We start from the raw sequence: 26,281 nt of genomic DNA, 5'->3' as shown, positions 1-26,281 counted from the left end.
TATGAGCTTCAGCGCGGCGGGGCCGCCACGGCAGGCTTTGATACAGGCCCTAGAGGTATCCGCCGAATTCCGCCGGGCACATGAGCGGATCTGTCGGTTCCCTCCGCCCGGCCCTGGTCGGACCCACCGAGCACCTTGATCCCTACAAGTGAGGCCCTTCCGATCCGGTCGTGCACACGTGTCCTCCGGTGCTCGCGTCCCGATCTCGTGTCACCGATGATGGACGGCATGACAGAGTCCCCCTCTGTGCCACCGGGTACCGGGCCGCTCGCACCGGGGTTCTCCGGAATCGACCCGGCGTTGATGAACGGGTTCATCGCGGAGCTCGAGCGGGCCGGGCGGGTGATCGCCGAGCAGGCCGAGAACATCCGCCGGGAGCTGACCGCCGCGGACCTGTCCGCCGCCGGGCTGGCTCCCGTCCGGGAGATCGGTGGCTGGGCCGAGCAGCAACTGCCCAAGCTGCGTCAACGGGTGGCGACCATCACCGCTCCCGGGCCCGAGATGCCCGGGATGACCGGTCGGGGTCTGCGGCCCTACCGGGAGGCGTCGCTGCTCGCTCCGGCCGAGGCCCGGCGTCAGGGGGCCGAGCTGGGCAGGCGGTTCGCCGCCATCGACCCGGACGCCTTCCGCCTCGCCGGGCCGTACGCCTCCGACGAGATCGCCGTGGCGCTGGGAGAGTTGGAGGCGCACCAGCACGACGCCGTCTTCACCGCCGCGTTCTTCGCCGCTCTCGGTCCGGCCGGGATCAGGCATGTCACCGCCGCTCTACGCCGCCTGCCCGATGATCAGCGGCCCGACGCGCTCGGTGTTGCCGGTACGGCTTTCGCCTCCGCGGTCGGCGGCGGGGCGGAGGTTCCCGGGTTCGCCGAGGTGATGAAGGCAGTGGAGAAGACGAGGGCCGAGGACACCGAGGGCATGGAGGCGGTCGCCGCCCTGCTGAGCCACGGCGACTACCCGGATGTGTGGCTGGCCGGAATCGCCGGGCTCGCCCTGGGATCCGGCAGCCGGATCAGCGGCTCGACCCTGGCGGGACTGCTCAACGCGCTGGGGAACAACCCCGCCGCTGCCCGCCTGGCGATCGGCTCGGCGGCCAGGTTCGGCCCCGACCCGGCTTCGCGGACTCTCTCCCTTCCCTTCGGGCCTCTCCCGCCGTTGCCGGATGAGTGGGACGGCAGGCCCGAATTGGCCGCGTTCCTGGAGGGGCTCAACGAGCGGGCACGGAAGACCCCCGAGACGGCGGAGGTCTTCGGACGCCTTCTGGCCGCGGCCTCCGGCGCCTACGACGAGAAGGACGGTGAACACGGCCGGGAGGCGGCGTTCTTCGCCTACACCGTGATGACCACGGCGGACGAGTGGTCGTTGAACGACGCGACCCGGATCCATTTGGCGGAGATCGCGGGCTCGTACGCCACGGAGATCACTCTGGGTGCGGATCTCGGTGACGCCGACGTGGCCGAGGACAGCGCCATGCGGACCACTCCGGGCCTGTTCGAGTGGACACCGGCTCCAGGGCTGCGCGGTGCCTTCAGGTTGAGCCCCGAGGACACCTTCCGCTTCATGACCACCTTCGCCGGTGACGCCGACGCGCGGCTCCGCTTCGACGAGGGCATGGGGGAGTTCCTGCACAGGGTTCTTCCGTATGCGTCGGACGCTGCGAAGAGCAGTGGGGATGTCGCTGCGCTGGACGACTTGTTCGCGGCTCTGGGCAACGTCCGGGGCACCGAGCTGGCGGCCGCCGTACGGGTGCTCAAACCCGGAGACGACGGTGCCGAGGCGGCGGAGGACGCCGAAAGCTTTCTATGGGGCCTCGGTATGGGAGCACTCGGGCTGGTTCAGCCCTTCGCTTCCATCCCCAGGACCTGGACTGCTCTGTCCACTGGAGTCTCCGGCTACTACACCTACGGCCGGGAAGTGGATGAGAAGGTGAAGAAGCTCCTGGAGTCGGATGAGGCAGAGACGTTGGGGCGCCGTCGTGACATGGCTCAACTCCTCATGGAACAGGGATTCACTGCCCGGACGCCTCCGGTCGGCGTCATCGCCGACTCTGATGGCGGCCTTCGCCCATTCGAGGACATCCTCAAAGAAGGTACGGAAGGAGTGAGAGCATTCGACCAATGGTTGGTCGACAATGGCATGGGAAAGGGCGATCATCTTTCCTTGGGAGAGGTGGCCGCGAAACAGGCCGATAACTTTATCGGAGCCAAGGGGAACTCGTACAATCGCAGAAGCACTTACACGAGCGGGCAGCTCACGACCGACTGAGACACTGGGTCTCGCCTCGTACGGCGTACCTGCCCTTCGTCGTGGAATCCAGCAGGATGACTGTCTTCGTGGATTCGTTCGTCATGCGGATCTCCGCGCCTGAGCTGTCGGCGATGTCATAGTCGGCGACTCGGTCCAAAGCGCTTGTCATGATGTTGTTCAGTATGTAAGGCGCCCGTTCCGGAGAGGAATCCGGTGCCGTTGCGGCGAAGGTGCGTTTGGCCTTGTCGTCTCCGCACGGGATGTCCTTGCCGCCCGGGTCGGTGACCTGCACGTTCTGGGCGCTCACCTCGTCGAGAAGCTTCAGAATGTGTGTCTTGAGGGTGGCGCCCGCCTCGGCCGCCGTCGGTTCGTTCTCACTGCATCCGGCCATGGCCAGACCGGCCGCCAGGAGCGTCGCGCCGAGCCGTACGGGAAGGCTTCGGTTGGAACGGGGCATTGGATACCCTCCAAAGAGCTGGCCGTCTGAGCGCACCATCTCATATCGTCCGGGAGAGCGCACAAGTCGTTCCAAGGAGAAAGGGGAAGCGTTTGATCCCCGAACCGCCGGATATGGCCCCTAATCCCCGTAGGGAAGAATTGGCGCGAGTGCTGGAGAAGGTGCGCATTCACGCGGCGCAGCTGGAGGCGGCGCTGGACCCGGCGCATGCGACGTTCACCGGTGAGGCCGTCTGGACGGGTCCGGCGGCGCGGGACTTCGCCGGAGAGCTGACCGGGCGCCGGGCGCGGCTGCGGGTGCTCGCCCAGCGGATCGTCGAGGAGCTGGAGGGCGAGTTGCGGGCCACGCCCGAGAAGGTGGCCCGGTCCTCGGCCGCGCGGTGAAGTGACTCGGCCCATGGCCGCGCGGCGGGGTCCACCGGCCACGTCCCTCACGCCGCCGCGCCGGATAGCTCAGGCTCGCCGCAGCGGATACCTCGCACCGTCGCGCCGGACACCTCGGGCCGGTCACACCCGGAGCCCTCAGCTCAGGCGGTGGCCGCCGTCGACGTGCAGCACCGTCGCGGTGATGAACCCGTTGCGCATCACCGACAGGAACGCCTGGGCGATGTCGTCGGGGGTGCCGATGCGCCGGGCCGGGAGGCGCTCGGACAGCTGGGTGAAGGCGGTCTGTTTGTCCATGCCGAGCTGGTCCCAGAGGGGGGTGTCCACCCAGCCAGGGGAGATCACGTTCACCCGTACGGGCGCCAGCTCGACGGCCAGCCCGTAGGCCAGCGAGGCGAGTGCGCCGTTGGCCGCGGCCACGATCGTGTTCGATCCGTTCGGCCGGTAGGCGTTGATGCCCGAGGTGTAGGTGATCGATCCGGTCACGTGTCCCGCCGCGTGCCTGCCGACCAGCCAGGCGCCCAGCAGCTTGGTGTCGATGACCGCCCGGGCGGTCGCGGTGGTGACGTCGGCGCTGCGGCCGTACGCCCCGGTCGCGTCCATCGCGGTGACCACCACGTGCTCCACCTGCCCCACCCGGTCGAACAGGCCGGCCACGTCCTCCGCCCGGCCGATGTCCGCCGTCACCGTGTCGAGCCCGCCCTGCGCGTCCCGTTCCAGCTCCGTCCGGGCCGCGGCGAGCTCTGTCCGGGCCGCGGCGAGCCGGTCGGCGGACCGGCCGACGATCGTCACGTCCATGCCCTCGGCGAGCAGGGTGCGGGCCAGGGCCAGGCCCATTCCTGAGCCGCCTCCGATGATCATTGCGTACGTCATGCCCCAAGGCTCCGACGCCCGGCCGGGGCAGGGAAGGCCGCCTGGTTCCTGGGTGTGACACGGCCACCCGCAGGCCGATCGTCAGGTGGCACACTCGGGGACGTGAACGCGATGGCGGAGTTCCTGCGGGTACGGCGCGGGCGGATCGGCCCGGCCGAGGTCGGGCTGCCCACCGGGCCGGGCACCCGGCGCACCCCCGGCCTGCGCCGTGAGGAGCTGGCCGCGCTGGCCGGTGTGAGCGTGGACTACTACACCCGCATCGAGCAGGGCCGGGAGAGCGCGCCCAGCGACGCGGTGCTGGACGCGCTGGCCCGGGCCCTGCGGCTCACCGACGACGAGCACGCCCACCTGCTCGCCCTGGCCGACCGGGCCGCCGGGCGGACGCCGCGCCGCCGGCCCCCCGAGCGGCAACCGGCCCGGCCCGGCCTGCGGCTGCTGCTGGACTCGCTCCGGCCCGGTCCGGCGTATGTGCTCAACGAGGTCAACGACGTGCTGGCCGCCAACCCCGAAGGGCTGGCCCTGTTGGCCGGGCTCGGAGAGTGGCCGCCCGCGCGGCGCAACGTGATCCGCTACACCTTCCTGCACCCGGCCGCGCGGACGCTCTTCGCCGACTGGGACAGGGTGGCCGCCAACGGCGTCGCGCACCTGCACACCGCCGAGCTGACCGCCCCGGAGCAGGTGGCCGCGCTGGTCGCCGAGCTGTCGGCGGCCAGCGGTGAGTTCGCCGCGCTGTGGCGCCGGCACGAGGTGTGGGTCAAGCGCGGCGGCCGGACCGTGTTCCGGCACCCGGTGATAGGCCCGCTCACTCTGGCCAACGAGGTGCTCGCCACCGCCGGTGACGGCCAGCGGATGCTGGTCTACCAGGCCGCGCCCGGTACGGCCGAGCACGACGCCCTGGTCCTGCTGGCGATGACCGTCCAGAGCGCGGACGCCGTGTGATGACCGCCCAGAGCGCGGACGTCGCGTGAGGCCGTGCCGGGACCGGACCAGCGCTCTGCAGGCGCCGGGGGCCCGGCGCGGTCAGCGGGGACCGGGGACGGCGGCGCCGGCCAGGAGGCGTTCGCACACCTCCAGCAGGCGTCGCCGGTGCACCCGGGCCTGTTCGGCGAAGCCCCGCTGCTCGGCGGCGTACTCGGCCCGTCCCTCGGGTGTCTCGATCCGGATCGCCCGGTAGCCGAGCGCGCTCAGGTCGTAAGGCGCGGCCCGCATGTCCACCGCGCGGATGTCACGGGCCAGCATGAAGCAGTCGGCGACCAGCTCGCTGCTCACCAGCGGCGACAGCTTGTACGCCCACTTGTACAGGTCCATGTTGGCGTGCAGGCAGCCCGGCTGCTCCAGTTCGTGCTGCCGCTGCCGTGTCGGCTGCAGCACGTTGAGCGGGCGCGCCTCGGGGGTGAAGAAGCGGAAGGCGTCGAAATGGCTGCACCGAACGCCGCGTTCCTCCACGACCCGGGCGATCTCCTCCCCGCTGAGCCGCAGCGGCCAGGACTCGTGCCGTATCTCCGTCGTCCGGTAGACCATCGCCCACTCGTGCAGGCCGAAGCAGCCGAAGTGCGCCGGACGTTCCGCGGTGGCGGCCAGCAGCCGCGCGGCCCACTCGACGGTGGCGCCGCGCCTGTCCATCAGCGCCGCGGTGTCGAGCGTGGCTCCCTCGGAAGTGTCGACGTAGTCGCGGCCGAGGTCGCGGGCCCCCTCCAGCACCACCCCGGCACCGGGGTGCCACTGCTGCAGCCGCGCGGGCCGGTATCCGTAGTAGGTGAACAGGAAGTCCTCGACGGGATGGGTCTCGCCCCGCGCCCGGCGCGCCAGGTGGGGCGCCGTCCACGCCTCGACCCGCCGCCGGTGGGCCTGCGCCCGCGCCCGCCACACTTCCGGCTCCAGAACCTCCACCGGTGAATGGTATGCGGGGGTCCGTACCGCCCGGCAAACCGATCACGCCCATCACCGGGCCCGCCGTACCGGTCGGCGCATCCGGCCGGCGCATCCGGCCGGAGGATTTATCCTCAACACGGCAGACGACGTCACGAGATGTTAAAACGATCTCCTCTATGTGTCACCCTTGGGGAGCGGGTCCCATGAAAGGGGCTGGCGGTCATGAGCGGAGGCGATCACATTCCCGGGCCGACTCTCATGATCCTGCCATCGGGAGGCCCGGCGGATCCGCCAGGCTTCGAGCCGGAGACCGTCGCGACGATACAGGCCCTGCTGGACGGCATCACGGCGCACGCCGCCTGGGAGGTGCCGATCCGTGACGAGGCCGGAGAGATCCTCGACTTCGAGATCCGGGCGGTCAGCCCGGACGCGCGGGACGTCCACGGCCGGACCGGCAAGGACCTGATCGGGATGCGCGCCTTCGGAGCCTACCCTCCCACGGAGGGCAGCTCTCTGCGCGAGGCCTACCTGCGCGTCCTGGAGACCGGCGAGCCCGAGGACATCCCCCAGTACGTCCACACGGAGGCCACCGAGGGCGTTCCCCACCGCTCGACGTACACCCTCAGAGTCGCCAGGGTCCACGGCGGGCTGCTCGTCACGTGGACCCACGACGACGAGGAGGAGCGGATCGCGGCGCGCCTGGCCAGCACCGAGCGCCTGGGCAACCTGGGCTGGGGCCGCTGGAACCTGGTCACCGGCGAGGTCGACTGGTCCGACCAGCTCTACCGCATGCACCGGCGGGATCCGGCCGACGGGCCGCTCGACCTGGAGCAGTACCGCGCCATCACCCACCCCGAGGACCTGACGATCGTCGATCAGGCGGTGGCCGCCTTCGACGACGGGGGCACCTCCTACGAATACGAGCTGCGGGTCCTCATCGGCGACGAGTACCGCGTCATCCGCAACATGGCCGAGGTCAGCCGGGACGCCGCGGGCGGGGCAGTGGAGATCTACGGCCTGATGCAGGACGTCACCGACTGGCGGCGCACCACCCACCAGCTCGCCGACGCCCGGCAGCGGCTGGAGGAGGAGTCACGGCTCGCCGCCGAGCTGCAGCACATCATCATGCCCGCGCAGGAGGAGATCCTCTCCCTGCCCGCCCTGCGGGTGGCCGTGCGCTACGACACGGCCGAGACCGCTCCGCTGGGCGGCGACTGGTACCAGGCGATCCCGCTGAGCGACGACGAGGCGCTGCTCGCCGTGGGCGACGTCGCCGGGAGCGGCCTGGCCGCCGCCGCCGCGATGGCCAAGCTCCGCCACGCGATCACCGGGCTGGGCTTCGCGGACCAGGGTCCCGACCGGATCCTGGTGACGCTGAACCGGCTCCTGCGCCGCATCCGTCCCGACGTGCTCGCCACCGCCGTCGTCGCCCGCTTCCGGGCGAAGGACCGCACGCTCACCTTCACCCACGCCGGACACCCGCCCATGCTGCTGGTCCGCGGCTCCCAAGTGCACCGGCTGCTCCACCCCGGCGTGCTGCTCGGGGTCTTCGATGACGTGACCTACAGCGCGGCGCAGGTACGGCTCCAGCCCGACGACCTGGTCGTGATGTTCACCGACGGTCTCATCGAGCTCCCGGGCCGCGACCTCTTCGAGGGCCTGGACCTGCTCGGCGAGAGCATCGCCGAGGCGGTGCGGGCGGCGCCCGCCGACCGGCTGGCCGCGGTGATGAGCGTGCTGGTGCCCAGCAACACCAGCGACGACACCTGCATCCTGGTCGCCCATCTCCGACCCGACAGCCCGGAAGTGCCATGATGTCCGACCTCCATATCCTGACCGCCACGACCCGGTTCACCGCCACCGGCGGCGAGGGCGTCGGCGTTCTGGCGGTCAAGGGAACCCTTGACTACACCACGCACGACCTGGCCATGGACTTCTTCGACCAGGCGTTCGCCCGGTTCGGCCCGAACCTCGTCGTGAACCTGCTGGAGGCCGACTTCCTCGACTCCCGGGCCACGGGGCTGCTGGCCTCGTGCTGGAAGCGCGCCACGGACGAGGGCGGGTGGCTGGCGCTGGTGGCGGTGGAGTCGAGCACGGCCCGGGTCCTGTGGATCACCGGGGTCGCCTCCCGCCTGCCGGTGTTCCCCACGGTCGAGGAGGCACTGGCGGCCGCGCCCTCCAGCTAGGACCGCGTCCCGGCCCGGGGGCGGGTTCCTCTACGCTGACCGGTGATGGACGACCTTCCGGGAACGGCCGCGACGGCCGTCGCCGTTTTCGCCGGGACCAATGTCGACGACCTCATCATCCTGACCGTGCTGTTCCTGTCCTTCCGCGCCTCCGGCCGGCCCCGCCCCTGGCAGATCGTCACCGGTCAGTACGCGGGCGTCGCGCTGCTCGTGGTGGTCTCGGCCGTGGCGGCGCTCGGCCTGACCGTCGTCCCCGACGAGTGGATCGGACTGCTCGGCCTGGTCCCTCTCGGGCTCGGCCTGTGGAACCTGGCCGGGGCCCTGCGCGGCGGCGACGGTGAACAGGCCCCGCCGGCGGCGACCGGTCTGCTGTCGGTGGCGGGGATCACCGTCGCCAACGGCGCCGACAACATCTCCGTCTACACCCCGCTGTTCCGCACCGTCGGTCTCGGCGCGAGCCTGGTCACCGTGGCCGTCTTCGCGGTCCTGATCGCGGTCTGGTGCGCGGCCGGGTCGTGGCTCGGCTCGCACAAGGCGGTGATCGCCGTGGTCGAGCGGTCCGGGCACTGGCTCGTGCCCGTCGTCTTCATCGTCATCGGCATGGTGATCATCATCGAGTCCGGCGTTCTCGGGCGTCTGACCGGCCTCCTGTGAGCGGTCCCCGGTAAGCGGTCTCCCGCGACCGGCCTCCTGCGACCGGCCTCCCGCGATCGGGCTCAGCCGGGCGGGGGGCTCAGCCGGGCGGGGGCTCAGCCGGGCGGGGGATCGGCGCTGGGCGCGGGATCGGGCCCGACGCTGGGAGCGCCGGTCCCGGGGCCGGTGGGCGGTGCACTGGGCGGCGCGGTGGCCCCCGGAGTGCCTCCGGGAGTGCCGCAGGCCCCGGCGGCCCGGCGTTCCTGGACGATCTGGTCGACGTTCTTGGTCTGGTAGGCCTGCGCCTCCTGCGGCGGCACGATGTACCGCCACGAGCCGTTCTCGTAGGCGAAGTCGTAGTCGTAGGCGGTGGGGTCGCCCGCGCGGGTGGCCGTGACCAGGGCGGTCTCACCGGTGATCGTGGTGTCGGTGATGGTGAACGACACGCCGGAGACGGTCTGCGGGCAGAGCTGGAACAGGCGGACGTACTCCTCCCGCGTGATCAGCGCCTGGGACTCGGTGGTCCACAGGTCCCAGAACGCGCCGGAGTCCCCGGAGGCGTAGGCGTCGAACGCCGTCTGGGCGGTCTGCCGCAGCTCCTCCTCCGACGGCTCCGCGCCCGGAGCGCCCGTGGCGGAAGGGGCCGCCGCGCCGTTCCGCGTCGCGGCAGGCGGGTTCAGCACGGCGACCACGATCATGATCGCCGCGATGAGGAAACCGGCGGCCACCAGGACGATGACGGCCACCCCCCGGCTGGTCTCGCCTTTCGGGGGCCGGCCGTACTGCAGCGGGTGGCCCACGTTCGGTCTCCGGGGCGGCTCGGAACGGATGAACATGATCGTAACGTCAGGTCGTCGGACTGGCCACGGTTGTCCGCCATCCCGAGACGTTCCATATGCAACCCGTTATGCGCATGTTCCACGTGGAACATCGACGGCCTCCCGGCCGCGGCCTCAGAGCTGCGCCAGCAGCCAGCCGGGTCCGGCGACGTCGGCGCCGTGACCGGTGACGCGCTCGCGCAGGGCGCGGTCGGCGGTGACGACGAGGACGCGCTCCCAGGGGCGGGTGTCCTGTACGGCGCGCACGATGGCGTCGTCGCCGCTGCCGGAGGCCTTCAGCAGGGTGACACCGGGCAGCGGCTCCACCGCGCGGGCGGCGCCCTCCACCACCATCATGATCATCGGGAACCAGCGGGCCGGCGCGGGCGGGGAGCCGGGGAGACCGCACAGACCGGCCGCGGCCAGGGCGCCGACCTCGGCCATCAGCTTGACGGTGGCCCCGGCGCGGTCCCGCCACCAGCCGTGCTCGGCGCGGGCGCCGACGATATTGGCGGTGTCGAGGACGATCACCAGCGGGCGGAGCGCCAGGCTGACGGCGGGCCAGGTCTCGGCGAAACCGGGATGGAGCTTGCGGGAGGCGACCTCGGACAGGGGCAGCCAGCGCAGATCGGTGCTCTCGCCGTTGGCCGGGGCGGCGGGCAGCAGCCCCTCCGCCTCGGCGATCACGGTCTCGAAGGACCAGCCGCCGTGGTCGTCGGTGTAGACGCCCTGCACGCGCAGGCCGTCCCCGTGCAGCGCGGCCTCCTCGCGGGCCTCGCGGAGCGCGCTGGTGATGGAGTCCTCGTGGCTGTCACGGGCGCCTCCGGGCAGGCCCCAGGTGCCGCCGTGATGACTCCACAGGGAGCGTTTCTGCATCAGGATGTGCGCCGTACCGCCGGGGTCGTGGTGCACGGCGAGCAGCCCGGCCGCCCCGTGCACGCCCCAGTGCCGATGCCCTCGCTCGCATTGGGCCCAGCCGTCCCCGTCACCGGCCACCATAGGCACCATGATGCACCACGGGGAGCCGGTCCCCGGAGGCGGTGGATCAAGGCGCACCACGAGGTGACCGGCCGGAGCGCGTAGCGACCGGAACGCGACCGGCAGGGGCTTGAACCCTCCGCGACGGGAGGTTCTAGCGTTGGCGCCGTGGCCGGGAAGGAAACCGCCGGACGTCGGTGGAGCATCGGAGAGCTGGCGCGGGCGAGCGGGCTGACCGTGCGCGCGCTGTACCACTACGACGAGATCGGTCTGCTGCGGGCCGGTGAGCGCACCGCCTCGGGGCACCGCCGTTACACCGGGGACGACGTGCGGCGGCTGTATCGGGTGCGTGCGCTGCGTGCGCTCGGCCTGCCGCTGGAGAAGATCGCCGAGGTGCTCGCGGATCCGGCCGACGACCTGGACACGATGCGCGCGCTGCTGGCCGTACAGCTCCGCGACCTGGAGGAGCAGGCCGGGCGGATCCATCGGCTCACGCAGGAGGTCCGCGGGTTGTTGTGCCGGATCGACGAGGAGTCGATGCCCGGTCCGGAGCAGTTCATGGCGACTTTGGAGATGATGTCGATGTTCGATGCCTATCTCACCCGGGAGCAGCAGGAGCAGCTGGCCGAGCGCAGGGCCGCGCTGGGTCCCGAGGGCGTGGAGGAGGCCAAGCTCCGGTGGGCCGGGCTGGTGGAGGAGCTCCTGGGTCACGCGCAGGCCGGCACCCCGGCCGACGATCCGCGGGTCCGGGCACTGGTCGCGCGCTGGGACGCGCTGGCGGACCGGTTCCACGCCGACGGCGAGGCCGGGGAGCGGACCAGGGCCGCCGCCCGGCGGATGTGGCGGGACAACGGCACCGAGATCAGCCGGAACCTGCCCTGGCCCGTCGACCGGATGACCGCCCTGGTCGCCTATGTGGAGCGGGTCCGGCGCTCGGAGGCGTGACCCGCTCGGAGGCGTGACCCGCTCGGAGGCGTGACCCGCTCGGAGGCGTGACCCGGGAGCCCCGGACGCCCGGGGACCCGGACGCCCGGAAGGCTCAGCGTGTCGCGCGGGACTCGTCCTCGACGGGCGGGAGGCCGGGTTCCGCGTCGCGGTGGTTGGCGTACACGCTCGTGGCCGTGACGGTGAGCAGGACCGCGACGATGACCCCCAGCGAGAGCAGGGTGGGGATCTCCGGGACCCAGGTCCAGATGCCGTGCGCCCAGTGCAGGACCAGCTTGACCCCGATGAAGGCGAGGATGAGGCCGAGCCCGTGGTTGAGGTGCCGCAGCTTGGTCAGGACGCCCTGCAGCACGAAATAGAGCGCCCGCAGTCCCAGCAGGGCGAAGGCGTTGGTGGCGAAGACGAGGAAGGGGTCCTCCGTCACGCCGTACACCGCCGGGACCGAGTCGACGGCGAACACGATGTCGGTGGCGAAGACGGCCACGATGGCCAGCACCAGCGGGGTCAGGGCGCGGCGCCCGTTCTCGCGGACGATCAGGCGCGAGCCGCGGTAGTCGTCGGTGACCGGCATGAAGCGCCGCAGCAGACGGACCGTCCGCATGGAGGAGATGTCGACCTCCTGCTCCGTGCCTTTCACCGCGTCCCTGAGGATCTTCACGGCGGTGAGGATCAGGATCCCGCCGAACAGCAGGAACGCCCAGGTGCCGCTCTGCAGGACGGCCGCGCCCAGCGCGATGAAGATCGCACGCAGGACCAGTGCCCCGATGATGCCGTACAGCAGGACCCGCTGGGCCAGCGCGGACGGGACCGCGAAGGCGGCCAGCAGCAGCATGAACACGAACAGGTTGTCCACCGACAGGGACTTCTCCACCACGTATCCGGTGAAGAACTCCAATGAGGTGCCGGACCCGAAGGCCGACCAGAGGTAGGCGCCGAAGATCATCGGCAGGATCAGGTAGAAGACCGACCAGCCCACCGCCTCGCGCATCCGCACCTCGTGCGGGCGCCGTGTCAGGAAGAAGTCCACCGCCAGCAATGCCACGAGGGCCACCACGGTGACGGTCCACATCTGTGGTGAGCCGATCGTCTGTATGTCGGCTGCGGGCAGGGTCGCCACGGCGGGCATGGGTCCTCCTCGAACGTGGTCGATCGTTCGAGGTCTCCTTCACCCTGTGCTTCACGGGTGGCCGTCCGGGGACGTTCTGGGACGTCCGTACTGACCGGAGCGACGCTTGGGAAGTACTCCCCTCACCACAAGGTTAGGCCAGTCTCCGGATGCTGCCCACCCCCGAATCGTGTCCGGTGCGGTTGACCAGGCACCTGACCAGGGCGGATAGTGGAATCGAAGCGGAGGGGAGTACCCGCCGTCCGACGCCCCGATCGTCATCACGGTCCCCGAAGACCGGCGGACCCGGCGGGGCGGCCCTCGGTACGAGGGTGTGGGAAGACCTTCGTCCTCGCGGTCACGTGCCCGCGACGAGGGCGAAGGAGGGCCCGATGTCGATCACCGTTTTCCTCGAAATCCTGCTGGGCGTCCTGCTGGTGGTCTCCACGATCGTCACCGCCGCCGTCCTGTGGCCGGGGAAACCCCGGCATCATTGATGATCCACAGCTGCTGAAGAGGAAGAGAAGGCGTGCGATCGTCAGAACGGCTCTGGCATCTTGCGAGCTCCTACGGCATGGGCGAACGGTTCACGGCCGTGTGGGTGCGGGGTCTGGAGGTGTGGGAGGCCGCCCGCCGGATGGGCGTGACGGTGGCGGACGTGGACGACTCCGCCGACTGCACCTGGCAGGCCCTGTCTGAAGGGTGGACGCCCGGCTACGAGTCGGCGGTGATCTGGGCCGGCAGGCTCACCGGGGACTGGATCCAGATCATCCGGCTCGGCGGCCACGGCTGCGCCGGGGACCCGCGGGAGTTGTCGTACGGCGGGCGGGCGTTCGCGGTGGGCTGGCACTTCAACGATCCAGGCAGGCTGCACTACGCCGCCGACGGACGCGGCACCGCCGGGTTCACCCTCTCCGGGCCCGCGGAGCGGTGGGGGGACGCGCTCGACCCCCACACGGAGGGACTGCTGCTCGACGTGCTGGACTCCGACTGGGAGAACGACCCGGAGCTGCCGCCGGGGTTCCGGGAGTACCTCGCCTGGGAGGAGGCCCGCATCGAAAGCGGCGAGGAATACGAGGACGTCGTCATCCCCGAGGAGTGGTGGGGCTTCGTCGACCTCGCCCACGCCGGCTACAGCCCGGCGGAGGCCGAGGGCCGCTCCTCGCTCCTGACGCTCGTCGGCCGGGTGACGGGCCGGGAGCTCGACAGGGAGTGGATGGACGGGACGCACACCCGCTATGTGATCCGCGAGCTCGCGTAGGTCCCGGCGGGCACGGGTCTCAGCCGCCGCCCTTGCTGAAGTGCTGGTAGTCCTTGGTGCCCGACCAGGAGCCGCCCCACTCCCAGCCGAGCCGGGCGAAGGCCTTGACCACCCGGTCGCCCGGGTTGACCACGCCGGGGGCGTTCACCGGGCGCTTGACGAACCTGCGGGCGTTGCGGTGGGCGAACGAGCCGTCGGCGGAGACGTAGGGGTTCTCCCGGGGGTTGATGTCGATGGCCCGGCCGTAGGCGTGCTTGGACCAGCTGCTCGACCCGGTCGCCGGGCGGCAGTTGAAGGCCGAGGTGTTGTCGGCCTCGATCGAGTCGAAGTCGTCGCCCTTGTAGACGTCGACGAGCTCCATCCGGTAGATCGGCCAGCGCCAGCCGTACAGGCGCCGGAAGACCGTGACCACGTCGTTCGCGACGTCCTCGTGCACGACCATCTCGCCGATGTGCGGCCGGTCGTCGAAGCCCCAGTAGGTCATGGTGATCAGGCGCAGGTCGCGCACCGGCACCGGGCATCCGGAGCGCCAGGAGTGCTCCAGGCGCTCGCGGGCGATCCGGGAGACCTTCGCCGAGAAGGGCGGGGGCCCGGCCGGGGACTGCGTCGGCGTCGGGGCGGCCGACGGCGGAGGGGACGTGGCCGGGGCGGTCGGCGCGGCCGGGGACGGCGGGCCGGTGGGTGAGAGCGTGGGCGAGGGCGGGAGGGAGGGCGAGACGGTCGGGGAGGGCGAGGGGGAGACGGCCGGGGTCGTCGAGGAACGCGTGGGCGGGAGGGGGCGGACGGACTCGGCGGTGGGGACCGCGACGGGGTCGGAGGAGCCGCAGGCGGCCAGCGTCAGGCAGGCCACCGCCGCGACGGCCACCCGCATAGGCGTCGTCACCGCCGCGACGGCCACCCGCATAGGCGTCGTCACCCCCGCGACGGCCCGGACGGGCGCCCTCAGCATCGTGAGCGCCCGAGCGGATTTCCCGAGCATCGCGACCGCCCGGACGTGTGTCCCGGGTCCGGCGTCCCTCACCTGCCCACCTCCCCCGCGGATCCGGCCTGCCCGGTGTGACCTGGACGGACACACCTCGTATGACACGACGGCTCCTAGCGTAGCCCTCCGGATACGACACGTGACGGCGTCCCGTACTTCCGCCGGGCGAGACCCGCCGGAGGGGCGGGACGGTGGCCCGGACCGGCCGCGCATCCTAATGTTTGCCGCATGGAGCCGGTGCTCGGGATCGGGGGGTGGGCCGTGCCGACGCACGGGCTGTTCGTCGGGCTCGGCGTGCTGACCGCGGCCGTGGTCTTCGTCGTGGAGGCCCGCCGCCGCGGCGCCCCCGCCGAGCAGTCGCTGGTCGCCGTCGCGGGCGCGCTCGTCGGCGGGGCGGTCGGCATGCGGCTGTCGGGCTGGGCCGAGCACCTCGACCCGGCGCTCAACCCCAGCCTGCTGGAAGCCTGGATGTTCGGCTCACGGAGCGTCCTGGGCGGGCTCACCGGGGCCTACGCGGGCGTGCTGATCGCCAAGAGGCTGATCGGCTACCGCGAGAGGACCGGCGACCTGTTCGCGCCCGCGGTCGCCCTCGGCATGGCGGTCGGCCGGATCGGCTGCCACCTCACCGAGGCCCCGGGACGTCCCACCACGCTGCCCTGGGGCGTGCACGCCCCCGCCTCCACCCCGGGCTGCCCCGGATGCCTGGCCGGGCAGACCATGCACCCGTCGTTCCTGTACGAGGCTGCCTTCCAGCTGCTGGCCTTCGCGGCGCTGTGGTGGTGGCTGCGCGGCAGGATCACCCGGCCGGGCGAGCTGTTCACCCTCTACGTCGCGGCCTACGCCGTCTTCCGCTTCCTGGTGGAGTTCACCCGGGCCAACGAGACGGTCTGGTTGGATCTCACCCGCCCGCAGTGGTTCCTCCTTCCCGGTCTGCTGCTGGTCGTCATCAGACTCCGGTACGGCTACCGCCGGGGCTTCTACGATGCGCTCGTCCGCAGACAGGAGATCCGCGCATGACCACGCCGCCGCCGCAGGGCCCGCAGGAGCCACACGACCCCGCAGGACCGCAGCACCCCGGAGGACCGCAGCATCCCGGAGGACCGCAGCACCCCGGGCAGCCGCAGCACCCGCAGGCCCCCCGCGATCACCACGGCTGGGGGACCCGCCGGCCGCCGCAGGGCCCGGGGGACTCGCCTCCCCAGGGTCCGGGAGGCCCGCCTCCGCAGGGGACGCCGCCCCCGTCCCACCCGGTCAGGTCCGCGGGGGCGACCGTCGGGGCGGCGTTCGGCGGCGTCTTCGGCTTCATGGTCATCAACCTGGCGATCGGGCTGATCGCGCTCAGGATCGCGTCCGGGACCGCCTTCGCGGTGGCCGCCGTGCTCCTCGCGCTGATCGCCTTCGGCGGCGGGTTCCTGCTGATCAGGACGGGCAAGCCTGCGGGGAACGGGCTGGGCATCGGGCTGATGATCGGCTGGGCGCTGGTCTCGATCATCTCGGCCGGCTTCTGCACCGGCCTCAACCCGGAGATGTACCGGTGACGGGGATGCCCCTGAGGGGCGACCGGATCCTGCGTTACGTCAACGCCTTCTGCCCGCGCTGCCACGACGCCGACCCCGAGCGCCCGCTGCACGACGTGCCGCGCCTGACCGGCTATCTCGCCGAGCGCGACGGCCGGGTCTATCTGGAGCGCGGCTGCCGGGTCCACGGCCTGGTCCGCACGCTGTACGACGAGGACCCGGAGATCCTCGCCTACCTGGAGGAGTGGACCGCCCCCACCAAGGCCCACCTCCCCGACGCGCCGGGGAACTTCGACCCCGTCCCGCAGGCCTACCTGCGCGGCCTCCCCGAGACGCAGACCCAGCACACCTGCATCCTGCTGGAGGACATCGCCGAGACCTGCAACCTGCGCTGCCCCACCTGCTTCGCGGGCTCCTCGCCCGACCTGCGCGGGGTCGTCCCGGTCGCCGACGTGCTGGCCAACGTCGACCAGCGCCTGGCCAGGGAGAACGGCCGCCTGGACGTGCTCATGCTGAGCGGCGGCGAGCCCACCCTCCACCCGGACCTGGGCCCGCTGCTGGAGGAGCTGGCAGCCCGGCCGGTCACCCGCATCCTGGTCAACACCAACGGGCTCCTGATCGCCCGCGACGACGCCCTGCTCGACCTGCTGGCCGGGCACCGCGACCGGGTCGAGGTCTACCTGCAGTACGACGGCACCTCCGCCGAGGCCTCGCGCCATCATCGGGGCGGGGACCTGCGGGCCCTCAAGGCGCAGGCCGTACGGCGGCTGTCGGAGCGGGAGATCTTCACGACCCTCGTGATGACGGCCGCGCTCGGCGTCAACGACACCGAGATCGGCGACGTCGTACGGCTCGCGCTCGACACGCCGTACGTGGGCGGGGTGTCCCTGCAGCCGCAGTTCGGCTCCGGGCGGTCCGGGGCGATCGACCCGATGGACCGGCTGACCCACACCGGCGTGCTCGGCCGCCTGGGCCCGCAGACCGGCGGGCTCGTCACCTGGCGCGACCTCACCGCGCTGCCGTGCTCGCACCCGCACTGCTGCTCCGTCGGATACATGATCCGTGACGACTCCGGCCGGTGGCGGTCGCTGACCGCGCTGATGGGACACGACCGGCTCAAGGAGAACCTCGGCCTCGTCTCCAACCGGATCGCCGACACCGAGATCCCCCGCGAGCTGCGCCTGGCCGTACAGGAGTCGCTGCTCGGGCTGCTGTCGGAGCAGTCGTCGCTGTCGCACCCGCAGATCGGCGAGGTGTGGCGGACCGTCTCGCAGAACTGCGACCTGGGCGTCTCCACGCTGTTGGCGGTGGCGTCCTCGGCGCTGCCCGGCCGCCGGCGCAGGATCCGCCGGATGCTCGGCGAGCGGGTGGTCCGCGTCACGGTGAAGCCGTTCATGGACATGTCGACGATGCTGGAGGAGCGGCTCGTGCAGTGCTGCGTCCACGTGGGCACCCGCTCGGACCAGGACCAGTGCGCCCCGTTCTGCGCGGTGCAGGCCTGGCCGGAGCTGTCGCGCCAGCGGCTGTCCTCGGTGGCCTCCTCGGAGACTCTTCTCACCGAGGTCTCCCCCTCCGGCGGAGGCGTACGGCTGCCGCTTCCCGATCCTTCTTGACGGGCCGGGTGGGCGACCTTTAGCCGAGCTTTTCTTCGGAAACTCTCGTCATTGTGTTCGATCCCGCGCTACAGTCGAAGGCGTCGGATCGAACACGGGTTCGGTCGATGTCCGTCCAGGTGAGGGGTGTGCCATGGCGATGCCCGCGACCTCCCCGGCGCTCCGAGCGCCCGCCCCGCGCCGCCCCTCCCTGCGACATGCGACACGCCATAACGCTTTCTACGGAAATCTAGGACGGCCGCTATATCCCGTCATAAAGTCCGAGAGCGTGGACCCCGTGCGCAACCCCTATGCCCCCGGCGCGGGCCAGCGCCCCCCGGAGCTCGCCGGGCGTGACCGCGAGCTGCAGCAGTTCGAGGTCGTCCTGGAGCGGGTGGCCCGCGGCCGTCCCGAGCGCAGCATGGTCATCACCGGCCTGCGCGGCGTCGGCAAGACCGTCCTGCTCAACACCTTCAAGTCGATGGCCATGCAGCGGCTGTGGGGCACCGGCAAGATCGAGGCCCGGCCCGACCGGTCGATCCGCCGTCCGGTGGCCGCCGCCCTGCACATGGCCATCCGCGAGCTGTCCCCCCGGCACCGCGCGCCCGAGCGCATCGAGGAGTTCCTCGGCGTGCTGAAGGCCTTCGCGATGCGCGACGCCTCCGCGGCCAAGGGCACCTCGCACTGGTCGCCCGGGATCGACGTGCCCGCCGCGCGCGGCCGGGCCGACTCCGGCGACCTGGAGATCGACCTCACCGAGCTGTTCGTCGACGCCGCCGCGGTCGCCACCGACCTGGGCGTCGGGATCGCCCTGTTCATCGACGAGATGCAGGACGTCCAGGTCGAGGACGTCTCGGCGCTGTGCGCCGCCTGCCACGAGCTCTCCCAGAGCGGCGGCCCGCTGATCGTGGTCGGCGCCGGCCTGCCGCACCTGCCCGGCGTCCTGTCGGCGAGCAAGAGCTACTCCGAGCGGCTCTTCCGCTACGCCAGGATCGACCGGCTCGACCGCGAGGCGGCCGACCTGGCACTCATCGCCCCGGCCCAGGGCGAGGGGGTCGAGTTCACCCAGGAGGCCCTCGACGCCCTCTACCAGGCGGCCGACGGCTACCCCTACTTCGTCCAGGCCTACGGCAAGGTCGCCTGGGACCTGGCGCTGCGCAGCCCGATCACCGCCGACGACGTCAAGGTCTCCGCCCCGGAGGCCGAGGAGGAGCTCGCGGTCGGGTTCTTCGGCAGCCGCTACGAGCGGGCCACCCCGGCCGAGCGCGACTACATGCACGCCATCGCCTCGATCGGCGACGAGCCGGTGGCCACGGCGGAGGTGGCCGAGTTGCTCGGCCGCAAGCCGTCCAGCCTCTCCCCGGCCCGCGACAGCCTCATCAAGAAGGGGCTGATCTACAGCGCCGAGCGCGGGCTGATCGCGTTCACCGTCCCGCACTTCGGAAAGTTTCTCCGTTCCCAACCGATCTGAACACGTGTTCGATATAGTGGGGAGCGGCTGCTAGCCCTCTATACGGCTCTCTAGTGGGGAAGCTAGAGAGCCGTATAGAGCTGAATCGTGCCGGGCCGCATGGCGGGCATGGGTCAGCATCCGGCGGGAGCGGGGCTGTGACCTGGCGGAGACCGGCTCCCGCCGGCTCTCCTCCGCTGTGGCCGGCTCCACGGTGACCGGCCGTCCCTCGGTGTCGACCAGGGCCACCCGCACCGCCGGGCGCCTGCCGATCAGGTGCACCGCGAAGACCACCTCCAGCCGGTTCCCCCCGGGATCGTGCCCCGGATAGACGAAGAACCGCCAGCACAGCTCCCGCCAGGAGTCGACCGGGTCGGGGCTCGCCAGGAACCTCATGTGCGCCTGCCAGGCCGTGCTCGCGCGCAGCCTGTTCAGGGCGGTCTCCGGGTCCATCCGGCGCTGCTCACAGGGCACGCGATAGCGGATCCGGGCGGCGGCCTCCTCGATCTCCGGAGAGAGCGCGGCGACCAGCAGCAGCCCGCAGGCCATGGCCAGGCCCTCGATCCAGGAGATCCCGGCCAGCACCGACCAGCCCGGGGCCGGGCCGACCCAGACCGTGCCCACGGCCATGGCGGTCAGCACCACCGTGCGCGCCAGCGACCGGGCGCCCACCGGGATCGCGCTGACGTCGCCGAAGCAGCCGCAGCCCGCGTCCGGCCGCCGGCGGCGCAGTTCCCACAGGACGTAGGCGGACACCGCGAAGAAGGCCGCCGCCCCCCAGCGGAAGAACGAGTGCCCGGTGAGCATCAGGCCGCCCAGCAGGACGGCCTCCCCGGCCGCGCAACCGAGCATCGCGGGCGCGCGCCACCGCTCGGCCACCAGCACCGCCGGTCCGAGCCCGCTCATCCCGCCGGGCTCGGAGTCGTGCGTGACGGTCCTGATCTTCGCCGTCATGCCCAGCGCCAGCAGTACGGCCAGCACCGGGATCTGCGCCGCGGCGATCGTGATCCACTCCTGTGCCACCTGTGTCACCCCAATCCGACCCGGGCATTGAAGCATCCCGTGGTCAGGTCCCCACCCAGTTCCACGAAAGAGGACGGCGACAGCTCCGCGATCCGGCCACGCGGAGACGTACCGCACTCCAGGCACCGGTCGCAGAACCGACCGGCGAGACAGCCGCATGTCACGATCGGGACGATCGAGGTGCGTCCCGCGCACACGTTGCGCATCTCCAGCATCGAGCCCAGTGCGAGATAGGGCAGCCTGGCGCAGGACACGCCCGCCTCGTCGCAGCCCGTGTCGGAGGACTCCAGCATCGGGTAGGCCGCTCCGCGCTCGTCGGCGTCGAAGGCGTCCGACCAGGTCGCGGTGCCCGAGATCCGCGACTGCGTGCCGCCGTACGACGGGGGCTGCTCGGGTACGGACGTCCACCGGTAGGGCGGCTGCGAGGTCGCGGGGAGCCGGGCGTGGGAGACGCCGTCCTCGCGCACGCCGATGGCGTCGAACAGATAGCCGGGCTCGAACTTCGGATGGCGGACCTGCAGGCGTCCCGAGGCGCCGTAGGGGATGACGACGGTGCGCCGTCCCCGGTGGGGTCCGCAGTAGAGCTCCATCGTGCGATCTCTCGCGCCCTTGCCGACATTCTGGATCACGCCGGTGATCCGGGTGATGTCCGCCCAGATCCGTTCGGCGACCCTGCCCCCCTTCACCGCCCTGACGATCACTTGGGCGCCCCTCGGCAGGTCGGCCGGAGCGACTGTCTCCCCCCGCCAGGCGGTCGCCCACGGCGCGATGACCAGACGTTCGTGATCGCCGTCCGGTGTCTCGATGATGATCAGATGCGGACTGATGTCCAGGATCTCCCCGGTGACGGCGTGCAGGAGCTCGCCCTCGTCGGCGACCGGCCCCGGGATCGCCGGATTTCGGCCAAGCGCGGCCGCGGCCAGGGCGTGGCGGCGGTCAACGCTCCGATGGAGCATCGTCACTTCCCCTCTTGTCGGCGAGGTGTTCCGGCCAGCGTCACACGATTTGCGATGGGCGGGGTCCGGTGCACACCAATAATTCCGACAGGGGCCCTACCAGGTAGCAAAATTCACATCCCCGGTAGAACGCCTTGATGCCCACGTCGGGTCAAACCCGTATCTAGTACCCCTTGCGTGCTCCGCCACCCAGCTGAATCGATCTTTGCACTCGTCAGGATGAAACCTGGATTCCGGTTCAGCCGTATCCGGGCCCGCGGCTGCGATTCTGACGACGAGACGTCCCATGACCACAGGCTGGTGATCGCAGTGACCGGCGGGATCCACGACGAGTTCCGTGAGTACGTCAGCGCTCGCGGACCGGCGCTCCTGCGCGCCGCCCACCAGGTCACCGGCAACCCCAACGAGGCCGAGGACCTGCTGCAGGCGGCCCTGGTCAAGACCTACCTCGCCTGGGAGCGCATCGAGGACCGCGCGGCCCTGGACGGCTACGTGCGCCGGACGATGGTCAACATCAACATCTCGTGGTGGCGGCGGCGCCGGCTGGAGGAGTACCCGTCGGACGAACTGCCGGAGCCGGTCCAGTCGATCGTCCACGGCTATCTGCCCGAGCGGGTGGAGCAGGCCCTCGAACGCCTGCCGGCCCGGATGCGGGCCGCGATCGTGCTGCGGTACTACGAGGACATGTCCGAGCCGGAGATCGCCAAGGCTCTGGGTGTCAGCGTCGGGACGGTCAAGAGCACCGTCTCACGGGGCATGGCGAAGCTCCGCGGGGCCCTGGGGGATGCGACTTCCGAGCAACTGTGCGCGGAGCCTGGGGAGATGGCTCCGGCGCGGCGGTGTGCGGAGCCTGAGGACACGGCCTCAGAGCGGCGGTGTGCGGAGCCCGCTGCCGTGGCTCCGGAACGGCGGCACCTGGAACCTCAGGGCTGAGCCTGCCCGGCGGACGCCGTTTCCTGCGCCGGCGCGTGCTCGGAACCGGCCGTCGCGCACGGCCGTACGGCGTCGCGGATGATCCGCAGCGTGTCCAGGAAGGCCGCGAGCCGGTCGGGGGCGAGCAGGCCGGTGAACCAGGTCTCGATGTCGACCAGGTGCTGGGGAAGCACGTCGGCGAGCCGGGCGGTGCCCGCCGCGGTGATCGCGGCGTAGGAGGCCCGGCGGTCGGTGGCGCACGCCTGCCGTACGACGAGACCCTCGCGCTCCAGCCGGTCCACGACGCGGGTGACCCCGCTGGTGGAGAGATTGGTCTGCGCGGCCAGGTCGCTCATGCGCAGCCGCTGACCGGGTGAGCGCGCCAGGCGGATCAGGGTCTCGAAGTCGATCTCTGAGACACCCGCGGCGGCCAGGGAAGGGGTCGTCTTCGCCGACAGGCCGGTGGAGACCTCCGCCAGGAGGCCCATCGCCGTCAACCGAGGGTCGTCGAAAGGAATCACGTTCACACTCTATGGGACGATAGTTGACGTGAGGAATATTCCTCGGGTAGAAATGTGTTGACGCAAACATCCGCACGGCAACTATCCCCTAAGGAGCCCCTCGTGAGCACTCGTACCTGGGAGAACCTCCAGATCCCCACCGCCGGCACCTTCACCCTCGACGTCGCCCACACCCGTGTCGGCTTCGTCGTCAAGCACATGATGGTGAGCAAGGTCCGCGGCAACTTCGGCGACTTCTCCGGCTCGGTCACGATCGCCGAGAACCCGCTGGACTCCTCCGCCGAGATCGCGATCAAGGCCGAGAGCATCAACACGGGCTCCGCCGACCGCGACGGCCACCTCCGCAGCGACGACTTCCTCGCCGCCGAGAAGTTCCCCGAGCTGACCTTCCGCAGCACCCGCGTCGCCGGTCACTCCGGTGAGGAGTTCACCCTCGTCGGCGACCTCACCATCCGTGACGTCACCAAGGAGGTCGAGCTCACCGTCGAGTACGGCGGCGCCGGCGTCAACCCCTGGGGCCAGGAGGTCTGGGGCTTCTCCATCACGACCGAGATCGACCGCGAGGAGTTCGGCCTCACCTGGAACCAGGCCCTGGAGGCCGGCGGCGTCCTCGTCGGCAAGAAGGTCAAGATCGAGATCGAGGGCGAGGCCAATCGCGCCTGATCTCGCGGTCCGCAACCGGGCCACGACCGATCATCCACAGCGAGGCTCCCCTCCCGTCCGGGAGGGGAGCCTCGCTGTGTTCATTAGCGCTGTGTTCGTCGACTGAGATGTTGTGTCTCGCTTGGCGAGAATCCACAGGCTTCCACCGCTCTCACCTGGGGAGATGTAAGACTATCCACAGATGTGGAGGAAGTTATCCACAGCGGTGGACAACTCTTCGGGCCGTTTTCCGGGCGCGCTCGGCCCTTCGGTGATACGTCCAGGACGGCCGGGCGCGATTGCACAAAGTTCAAGATGCTCTTGCACTTAGTTCAAGTCATGTCGTACGGTTCCATTGAACTTAGTTCAAGCAATCCGGCGGCAGGCCGGTCCCCAGGGACGAAACGAGGAGAACCCCATGAGCACCACCCTGATCGCCGTGATGCAGCTGCTCGTCGCCGCCGCGTTCGCGAGCATCCCGCTGGTCCGTCACCGCTACGGGGTCCGCGCGATGGGCCGGGCCGAGGCGGAGCTGACCCGCCAGGGCGTGCGGGCCACCGTGCTGACCGAGAACGGCATGCGCTTCGACGCCGGCGGCCACGAGACGTGGGCCCCCGGGGGCGTCGCCGCCGTCATGGCCGCGCTGGCCGGCCTCAACCTGGCCGCCGTCTCCTGGGCCGGCACCGCGACCTGGATCCTGCAGTCACTCGTCCTGGCCGGCAACTGCGTCATCCTCTACAGCCAGCTCACCGCCGTCACCTCCGTGCAGGCCGCCTTCGCCCGCAAGGGAGACCCGGAGCTGGCCCGCATCGACGTCCCCGTCCTGCTCAAGGCGGCCGAGGCGGGCTTCCCCGGCTGGACGTGGACCCTCCAGAACGTGCGCCACATCGTGGTCTTCGGCGCCTCGGCCGCCACCCTGGCGACCCTCGCCCTCGCCTGATCCGGCCCCGCCCGATCAGAGGACATCCCCCCACCCGGGCGACGCGCCCGGCAACCACTTTGCCGCCTCGCCCGATGGCCGGTACTCTGTGCTGAGCCACATGGCTACCAGGAGGCTTCGCCTAGTCAGGTCTATGGCGCCGCACTGCTAATGCGGTTTGGTGGCAACACCATCCGGGGTTCAAATCCCCGAGCCTCCGCCAGGTCAGAGGCCCTCATCCCGAACTCGGGACGAGGGCCTTTTTGATTTCCGAGAGCGCTGGGTGAGCAATTAGGTGAGCAGTTGCGCTCACTCGCCCCACAGTGCCGCTCCCATGCGCGCGGTCGCGTCCTGGACCTGAGGGGACGCGACATGGGTGTACTTCTCCGTCGTCGTCACCCTCGTGTGCCCGAGGATCTCCTGCACGACGCGGATGTGCACACCCTGTTCGATGAGCAGCGTTCCGGCCGTGTGCCGGGCGTCGTGCAGGCGCCCGTCCCGGACTCCGGCGAGCTTGAGAATGCGCTTCCACTCCTTCCAGTCCTCCGTACGGCTCTCCGGTGTCCCGTCCGATCGCGGGAACAGCAGGTCGTGGTCCTGCCAGGCGTCACCCGCCACGAGCCGCTCCAGGTCCTGCGTCTCGCGGTGCGCTCGCAGGACGGGCAGCAGTTCCGGCGGGCACTGGAGCGTGAGTCTCCGCTTGCCCTTGCGGGGACGGAAGGCGATGCCCCCGCCCGTCCGCTGGGGACAGAACTGTGCGTGCTCCCTGCAATCTTTTCCACAGGGGTGCTTCGGGCATGTGTGCTTGCGGTTCTTGCAGCCAGTAGGGCAGTCGGATCTGTGGACATGGGCCCTGCACGGTGTCTTGCAGGGTGCCTTGTGCCGCTTCGCTCCACAGGCGTGCGGGTCGTCGCATCCGTGCCGGAAGTTGGCCTGTTGGACCTGGAACCACGCCCGGATCACGCCGGTATCCAGGTCGACGTACTGCCAGCGGAGCCCGAGCGCCTCACCCTGGCGGATGCCCAGGGCGAGGGCGACCGACCAGCGGGCGGCGTTGCGCCGCCCTTCGGCGGCCTTCAGGATGAGCCGGGCCTCCTCCCTGCTGAACGCCTCGATCTCCGTCTCGGCGGCGGCCGGCGCGTCGACGAGGGTCGCCACGTTGCGGTTGAGCTTCTCCCGTCGTACGGCGACGCTCAGCGCACGAGAGAGGATGCGATGAACCTTGAGGACCGTGCTCGTGGAACGTCCCTTCGCGTGCATCTGGCCGTACGCCTTGTCCAGGTGCTCGGGGAGCAGCCGGTTGAGGCGGTGCTGCCCCAGCAAGGGGACGATCCACACGCGGGTCTTGGACCGGTAGTCGTCGAGGGTACGGGGCGCCATCTTCCCCGATGCCACCAGCCGCGTGCAGACCGTGTCGAGGTAGAACTCCATCCATTCGGCCAGCGTCGGCACCCGGCTCGTCTGTGCGAGCCGTCCCGCCTCGCGGGCGTCCTCGAAGTCCTTCACCTTCTTTCTGAGCTGCTTCTCCGACTTCGACTTGCAGTGGCGCCGGTCGAGTGAGCCGTCGTCCTTGATGCCCATGGTCACGAATCCGTGCCAGTAGCCGTCGGATTCGCTGAAGAAGACCGACGACTCACCGTTCGCCGTCCTGGTGCCCTTCTCTGCGCGGGTCATCTTGATCACCTTCCTTCTGCTCTGCCTGTAGGCGGTCGACGTAGGTCTGAAGGGCGGAGGCGGGGATCTTGCGGCTCCGCCCGATGTGGACGGAGGAGATCTTGTTCTCTGCGAGGAGTTCATAGAGCTTCGTCCTGCTGATCCGGAGGGCTTCGGCGGCTTCGGGGATCGTGTAGAGCAGTGGAGGCGGGGGTGTGGTCTTCGTGATGGATCCCTCCTTTCGGGAGGGCATCCGACCTAAGGAAGAACGTAGTACGTTCACTGTGCGACGTTGAACGTAGTCCGTCAAGAGTCTTCGGATGCCCTCCGGTGAATGGTTACTTAGGGTGATGCCGCAG

At 70.7% G+C, this 26,281-nt stretch carries 26 protein-coding genes, 1 tRNA gene and 1 pseudogene; 16 read left to right on the top strand and 12 right to left on the bottom strand.

Annotated elements, in window-relative coordinates:
* Window positions 1–216 precede the first annotated feature (216 nt).
* Complete coding sequence (locus Pta02_RS18840) at window positions 217–2,262, top strand: hypothetical protein (protein ID WP_203876168.1); 2,046 nt, start codon at window positions 217–219, stop codon at window positions 2,260–2,262.
* On the opposite strand, the gene Pta02_RS18835 is transcribed toward Pta02_RS18840, so the two are convergent.
* A complete protein-coding gene (locus Pta02_RS18835) occupies window positions 2,249–2,701 on the bottom strand; it encodes a hypothetical protein (RefSeq protein WP_203876167.1) in 453 nt (150 codons plus the stop codon). The genes Pta02_RS18840 and Pta02_RS18835 overlap by 14 nt on opposite strands.
* 149 nt (window positions 2,702–2,850) lie before the next feature.
* Here Pta02_RS18835 and Pta02_RS18830 point away from each other — a divergent pair, with 149 nt between their 5' ends.
* Entirely contained in the window at window positions 2,851–3,084 is a 234-nt protein-coding gene (locus Pta02_RS18830) for a hypothetical protein (RefSeq protein WP_203876166.1), read from the top strand.
* 138 nt (window positions 3,085–3,222) lie between these two features.
* Here Pta02_RS18830 and Pta02_RS18825 read toward each other — a convergent pair whose 3' ends face one another.
* Window positions 3,223–3,957 (bottom strand): SDR family oxidoreductase, encoded by a 735-nt coding sequence (locus tag Pta02_RS18825; RefSeq protein ID WP_203876165.1) that lies wholly within the window; start codon window positions 3,955–3,957, stop codon window positions 3,223–3,225.
* A gap of 111 nt (window positions 3,958–4,068) precedes the next feature.
* Here Pta02_RS18825 and Pta02_RS18820 point away from each other — a divergent pair, with 111 nt between their 5' ends.
* On the top strand, window positions 4,069–4,896 hold the full coding sequence (locus Pta02_RS18820) for a helix-turn-helix domain-containing protein (RefSeq protein WP_203876175.1): 828 nt from the start codon (window positions 4,069–4,071) through the stop codon (window positions 4,894–4,896).
* An 81-nt stretch (window positions 4,897–4,977) separates the two neighbouring features.
* On the opposite strand, the gene Pta02_RS18815 is transcribed toward Pta02_RS18820, so the two are convergent.
* Window positions 4,978–5,847, bottom strand: coding sequence for a 3-methyladenine DNA glycosylase (locus Pta02_RS18815; protein ID WP_203876164.1), 870 nt, complete (start codon window positions 5,845–5,847; stop codon window positions 4,978–4,980).
* A gap of 204 nt (window positions 5,848–6,051) precedes the next feature.
* Between Pta02_RS18815 and Pta02_RS18810 the strand changes: the two genes are divergently transcribed.
* Genes Pta02_RS18810 through Pta02_RS18800 form a run of 3 tightly spaced genes read left to right on the top strand, consistent with a single transcriptional unit; the run spans window position 6,052 to window position 8,669 of the window.
* The gene (locus Pta02_RS18810) at window positions 6,052–7,644 is read left to right on the top strand and encodes a SpoIIE family protein phosphatase (RefSeq protein WP_203876163.1); all 1,593 of its coding nucleotides are present in this window, start codon (window positions 6,052–6,054) and stop codon (window positions 7,642–7,644) included.
* Entirely contained in the window at window positions 7,644–8,015 is a 372-nt protein-coding gene (locus tag Pta02_RS18805) for an STAS domain-containing protein (protein ID WP_203876162.1), read from the top strand. The genes Pta02_RS18810 and Pta02_RS18805 overlap by 1 nt, the downstream gene beginning before the upstream one ends.
* Before the next feature lie 45 nt (window positions 8,016–8,060).
* Entirely contained in the window at window positions 8,061–8,669 is a 609-nt protein-coding gene (locus tag Pta02_RS18800) for a cadmium resistance transporter (RefSeq protein ID WP_203876161.1), read from the top strand.
* Between the two features lie 95 nt (window positions 8,670–8,764).
* Here Pta02_RS18800 and Pta02_RS18795 read toward each other — a convergent pair whose 3' ends face one another.
* Both Pta02_RS18795 and Pta02_RS18790 read right to left on the bottom strand, forming a co-directional pair.
* A complete protein-coding gene (locus Pta02_RS18795; RefSeq protein ID WP_203876160.1) occupies window positions 8,765–9,484 on the bottom strand; it encodes a nuclear transport factor 2-like protein in 720 nt (239 codons plus the stop codon).
* 117 nt (window positions 9,485–9,601) lie between these two features.
* Window positions 9,602–10,465: an NUDIX domain-containing protein gene (locus Pta02_RS18790; RefSeq protein ID WP_203876159.1), complete on the bottom strand. Its 864-nt coding sequence runs from the start codon at window positions 10,463–10,465 to the stop codon at window positions 9,602–9,604.
* A gap of 147 nt (window positions 10,466–10,612) precedes the next feature.
* Between Pta02_RS18790 and Pta02_RS18785 the strand changes: the two genes are divergently transcribed.
* Window positions 10,613–11,389: a MerR family transcriptional regulator gene (locus Pta02_RS18785; protein WP_203876158.1), complete on the top strand. Its 777-nt coding sequence runs from the start codon at window positions 10,613–10,615 to the stop codon at window positions 11,387–11,389.
* Window positions 11,390–11,483: 94 nt separating this feature from the next.
* Here Pta02_RS18785 and Pta02_RS18780 read toward each other — a convergent pair whose 3' ends face one another.
* Window positions 11,484–12,515 carry a TerC/Alx family metal homeostasis membrane protein gene (locus Pta02_RS18780; RefSeq protein ID WP_203876157.1) on the bottom strand — a complete coding sequence of 344 codons (1,032 nt, stop codon included), beginning with the start codon at window positions 12,513–12,515 and terminating at the stop codon, window positions 11,484–11,486.
* Between the two features lie 508 nt (window positions 12,516–13,023).
* Here Pta02_RS18780 and Pta02_RS18775 point away from each other — a divergent pair.
* Window positions 13,024–13,755 carry a hypothetical protein gene (locus tag Pta02_RS18775; RefSeq protein WP_203876156.1) on the top strand — a complete coding sequence of 244 codons (732 nt, stop codon included), beginning with the start codon at window positions 13,024–13,026 and terminating at the stop codon, window positions 13,753–13,755.
* 19 nt (window positions 13,756–13,774) lie between these two features.
* Here the strand turns inward: Pta02_RS18775 and Pta02_RS18770 are convergent, their stop codons facing one another.
* Window positions 13,775–14,704 carry a M15 family metallopeptidase gene (locus tag Pta02_RS18770; RefSeq protein ID WP_239130872.1) on the bottom strand — a complete coding sequence of 310 codons (930 nt, stop codon included), beginning with the start codon at window positions 14,702–14,704 and terminating at the stop codon, window positions 13,775–13,777.
* Window positions 14,705–14,965: 261 nt separating this feature from the next.
* Here Pta02_RS18770 and Pta02_RS18765 point away from each other — a divergent pair, with 261 nt between their 5' ends.
* The 4 genes from Pta02_RS18765 (at window position 14,966) to Pta02_RS18750 (ending at window position 19,317) form a co-directional block, all read left to right on the top strand.
* Complete coding sequence (locus Pta02_RS18765; protein WP_203876155.1) at window positions 14,966–15,754, top strand: prolipoprotein diacylglyceryl transferase; 789 nt, start codon at window positions 14,966–14,968, stop codon at window positions 15,752–15,754.
* Window positions 15,751–16,275, top strand: coding sequence for a hypothetical protein (locus Pta02_RS18760; protein ID WP_203876154.1), 525 nt, complete (start codon window positions 15,751–15,753; stop codon window positions 16,273–16,275). Before Pta02_RS18765 ends, Pta02_RS18760 begins: the two co-directional genes overlap by 4 nt.
* A 5-nt stretch (window positions 16,276–16,280) precedes the next feature.
* Window positions 16,281–17,867: a radical SAM protein gene (locus Pta02_RS18755; protein ID WP_203876173.1), complete on the top strand. Its 1,587-nt coding sequence runs from the start codon at window positions 16,281–16,283 to the stop codon at window positions 17,865–17,867.
* Window positions 17,868–18,135: 268 nt separating this feature from the next.
* Complete coding sequence (locus tag Pta02_RS18750) at window positions 18,136–19,317, top strand: ATP-binding protein (protein ID WP_203876153.1); 1,182 nt, start codon at window positions 18,136–18,138, stop codon at window positions 19,315–19,317.
* 30 nt (window positions 19,318–19,347) lie between these two features.
* On the opposite strand, the gene Pta02_RS18745 is transcribed toward Pta02_RS18750, so the two are convergent.
* Both Pta02_RS18745 and Pta02_RS18740 read right to left on the bottom strand, forming a co-directional pair.
* Complete coding sequence (locus Pta02_RS18745) at window positions 19,348–20,319, bottom strand: MauE/DoxX family redox-associated membrane protein (protein ID WP_203876152.1); 972 nt, start codon at window positions 20,317–20,319, stop codon at window positions 19,348–19,350.
* Between the two features lie 5 nt (window positions 20,320–20,324).
* The gene (locus Pta02_RS18740; protein ID WP_203876151.1) at window positions 20,325–21,275 is read right to left on the bottom strand and encodes a hypothetical protein; all 951 of its coding nucleotides are present in this window, start codon (window positions 21,273–21,275) and stop codon (window positions 20,325–20,327) included.
* Between the two features lie 300 nt (window positions 21,276–21,575).
* Here Pta02_RS18740 and Pta02_RS18735 point away from each other — a divergent pair.
* A pseudogene (locus Pta02_RS18735) lies at window positions 21,576–22,046 on the top strand (SigE family RNA polymerase sigma factor); the annotation flags it as partial.
* 152 nt (window positions 22,047–22,198) lie between these two features.
* Here Pta02_RS18735 and Pta02_RS18730 read toward each other — a convergent pair.
* A complete protein-coding gene (locus Pta02_RS18730) occupies window positions 22,199–22,714 on the bottom strand; it encodes a MarR family winged helix-turn-helix transcriptional regulator (RefSeq protein WP_203876149.1) in 516 nt (171 codons plus the stop codon).
* Window positions 22,715–22,810: 96 nt separating this feature from the next.
* On the opposite strand from Pta02_RS18730, the gene Pta02_RS18725 reads away from it, so the two are divergent.
* The 3 genes from Pta02_RS18725 (at window position 22,811) to Pta02_RS18715 (ending at window position 24,492) form a co-directional block, all read left to right on the top strand.
* Window positions 22,811–23,371 (top strand): YceI family protein, encoded by a 561-nt coding sequence (locus Pta02_RS18725; RefSeq protein WP_203876148.1) that lies wholly within the window; start codon window positions 22,811–22,813, stop codon window positions 23,369–23,371.
* Between the two features lie 397 nt (window positions 23,372–23,768).
* The gene (locus Pta02_RS18720) at window positions 23,769–24,290 is read left to right on the top strand and encodes a hypothetical protein (protein ID WP_203876147.1); all 522 of its coding nucleotides are present in this window, start codon (window positions 23,769–23,771) and stop codon (window positions 24,288–24,290) included.
* A 110-nt stretch (window positions 24,291–24,400) separates the two neighbouring features.
* Window positions 24,401–24,492, top strand: a tRNA-Ser gene (locus Pta02_RS18715).
* Window positions 24,493–24,578: 86 nt separating this feature from the next.
* Here Pta02_RS18715 and Pta02_RS18710 read toward each other — a convergent pair.
* Both Pta02_RS18710 and Pta02_RS18705 read right to left on the bottom strand, forming a co-directional pair.
* The gene (locus Pta02_RS18710) at window positions 24,579–25,943 is read right to left on the bottom strand and encodes a tyrosine-type recombinase/integrase (RefSeq protein ID WP_203876146.1); all 1,365 of its coding nucleotides are present in this window, start codon (window positions 25,941–25,943) and stop codon (window positions 24,579–24,581) included.
* Window positions 25,903–26,175: a helix-turn-helix domain-containing protein gene (locus Pta02_RS18705; RefSeq protein WP_203876145.1), complete on the bottom strand. Its 273-nt coding sequence runs from the start codon at window positions 26,173–26,175 to the stop codon at window positions 25,903–25,905. The genes Pta02_RS18710 and Pta02_RS18705 overlap by 41 nt, the downstream gene beginning before the upstream one ends.
* Window positions 26,176–26,281: the final 106 nt, after the last annotated feature.

The sequence above is a fragment of the Paraplanobispora takensis genome (assembly GCF_016863195.1).
In the GTDB taxonomy this organism is placed as follows: domain Bacteria; phylum Actinomycetota; class Actinomycetes; order Streptosporangiales; family Streptosporangiaceae; genus Planobispora; species Planobispora takensis.
This window is presented reverse-complemented; position numbering and strand designations above follow the sequence as displayed.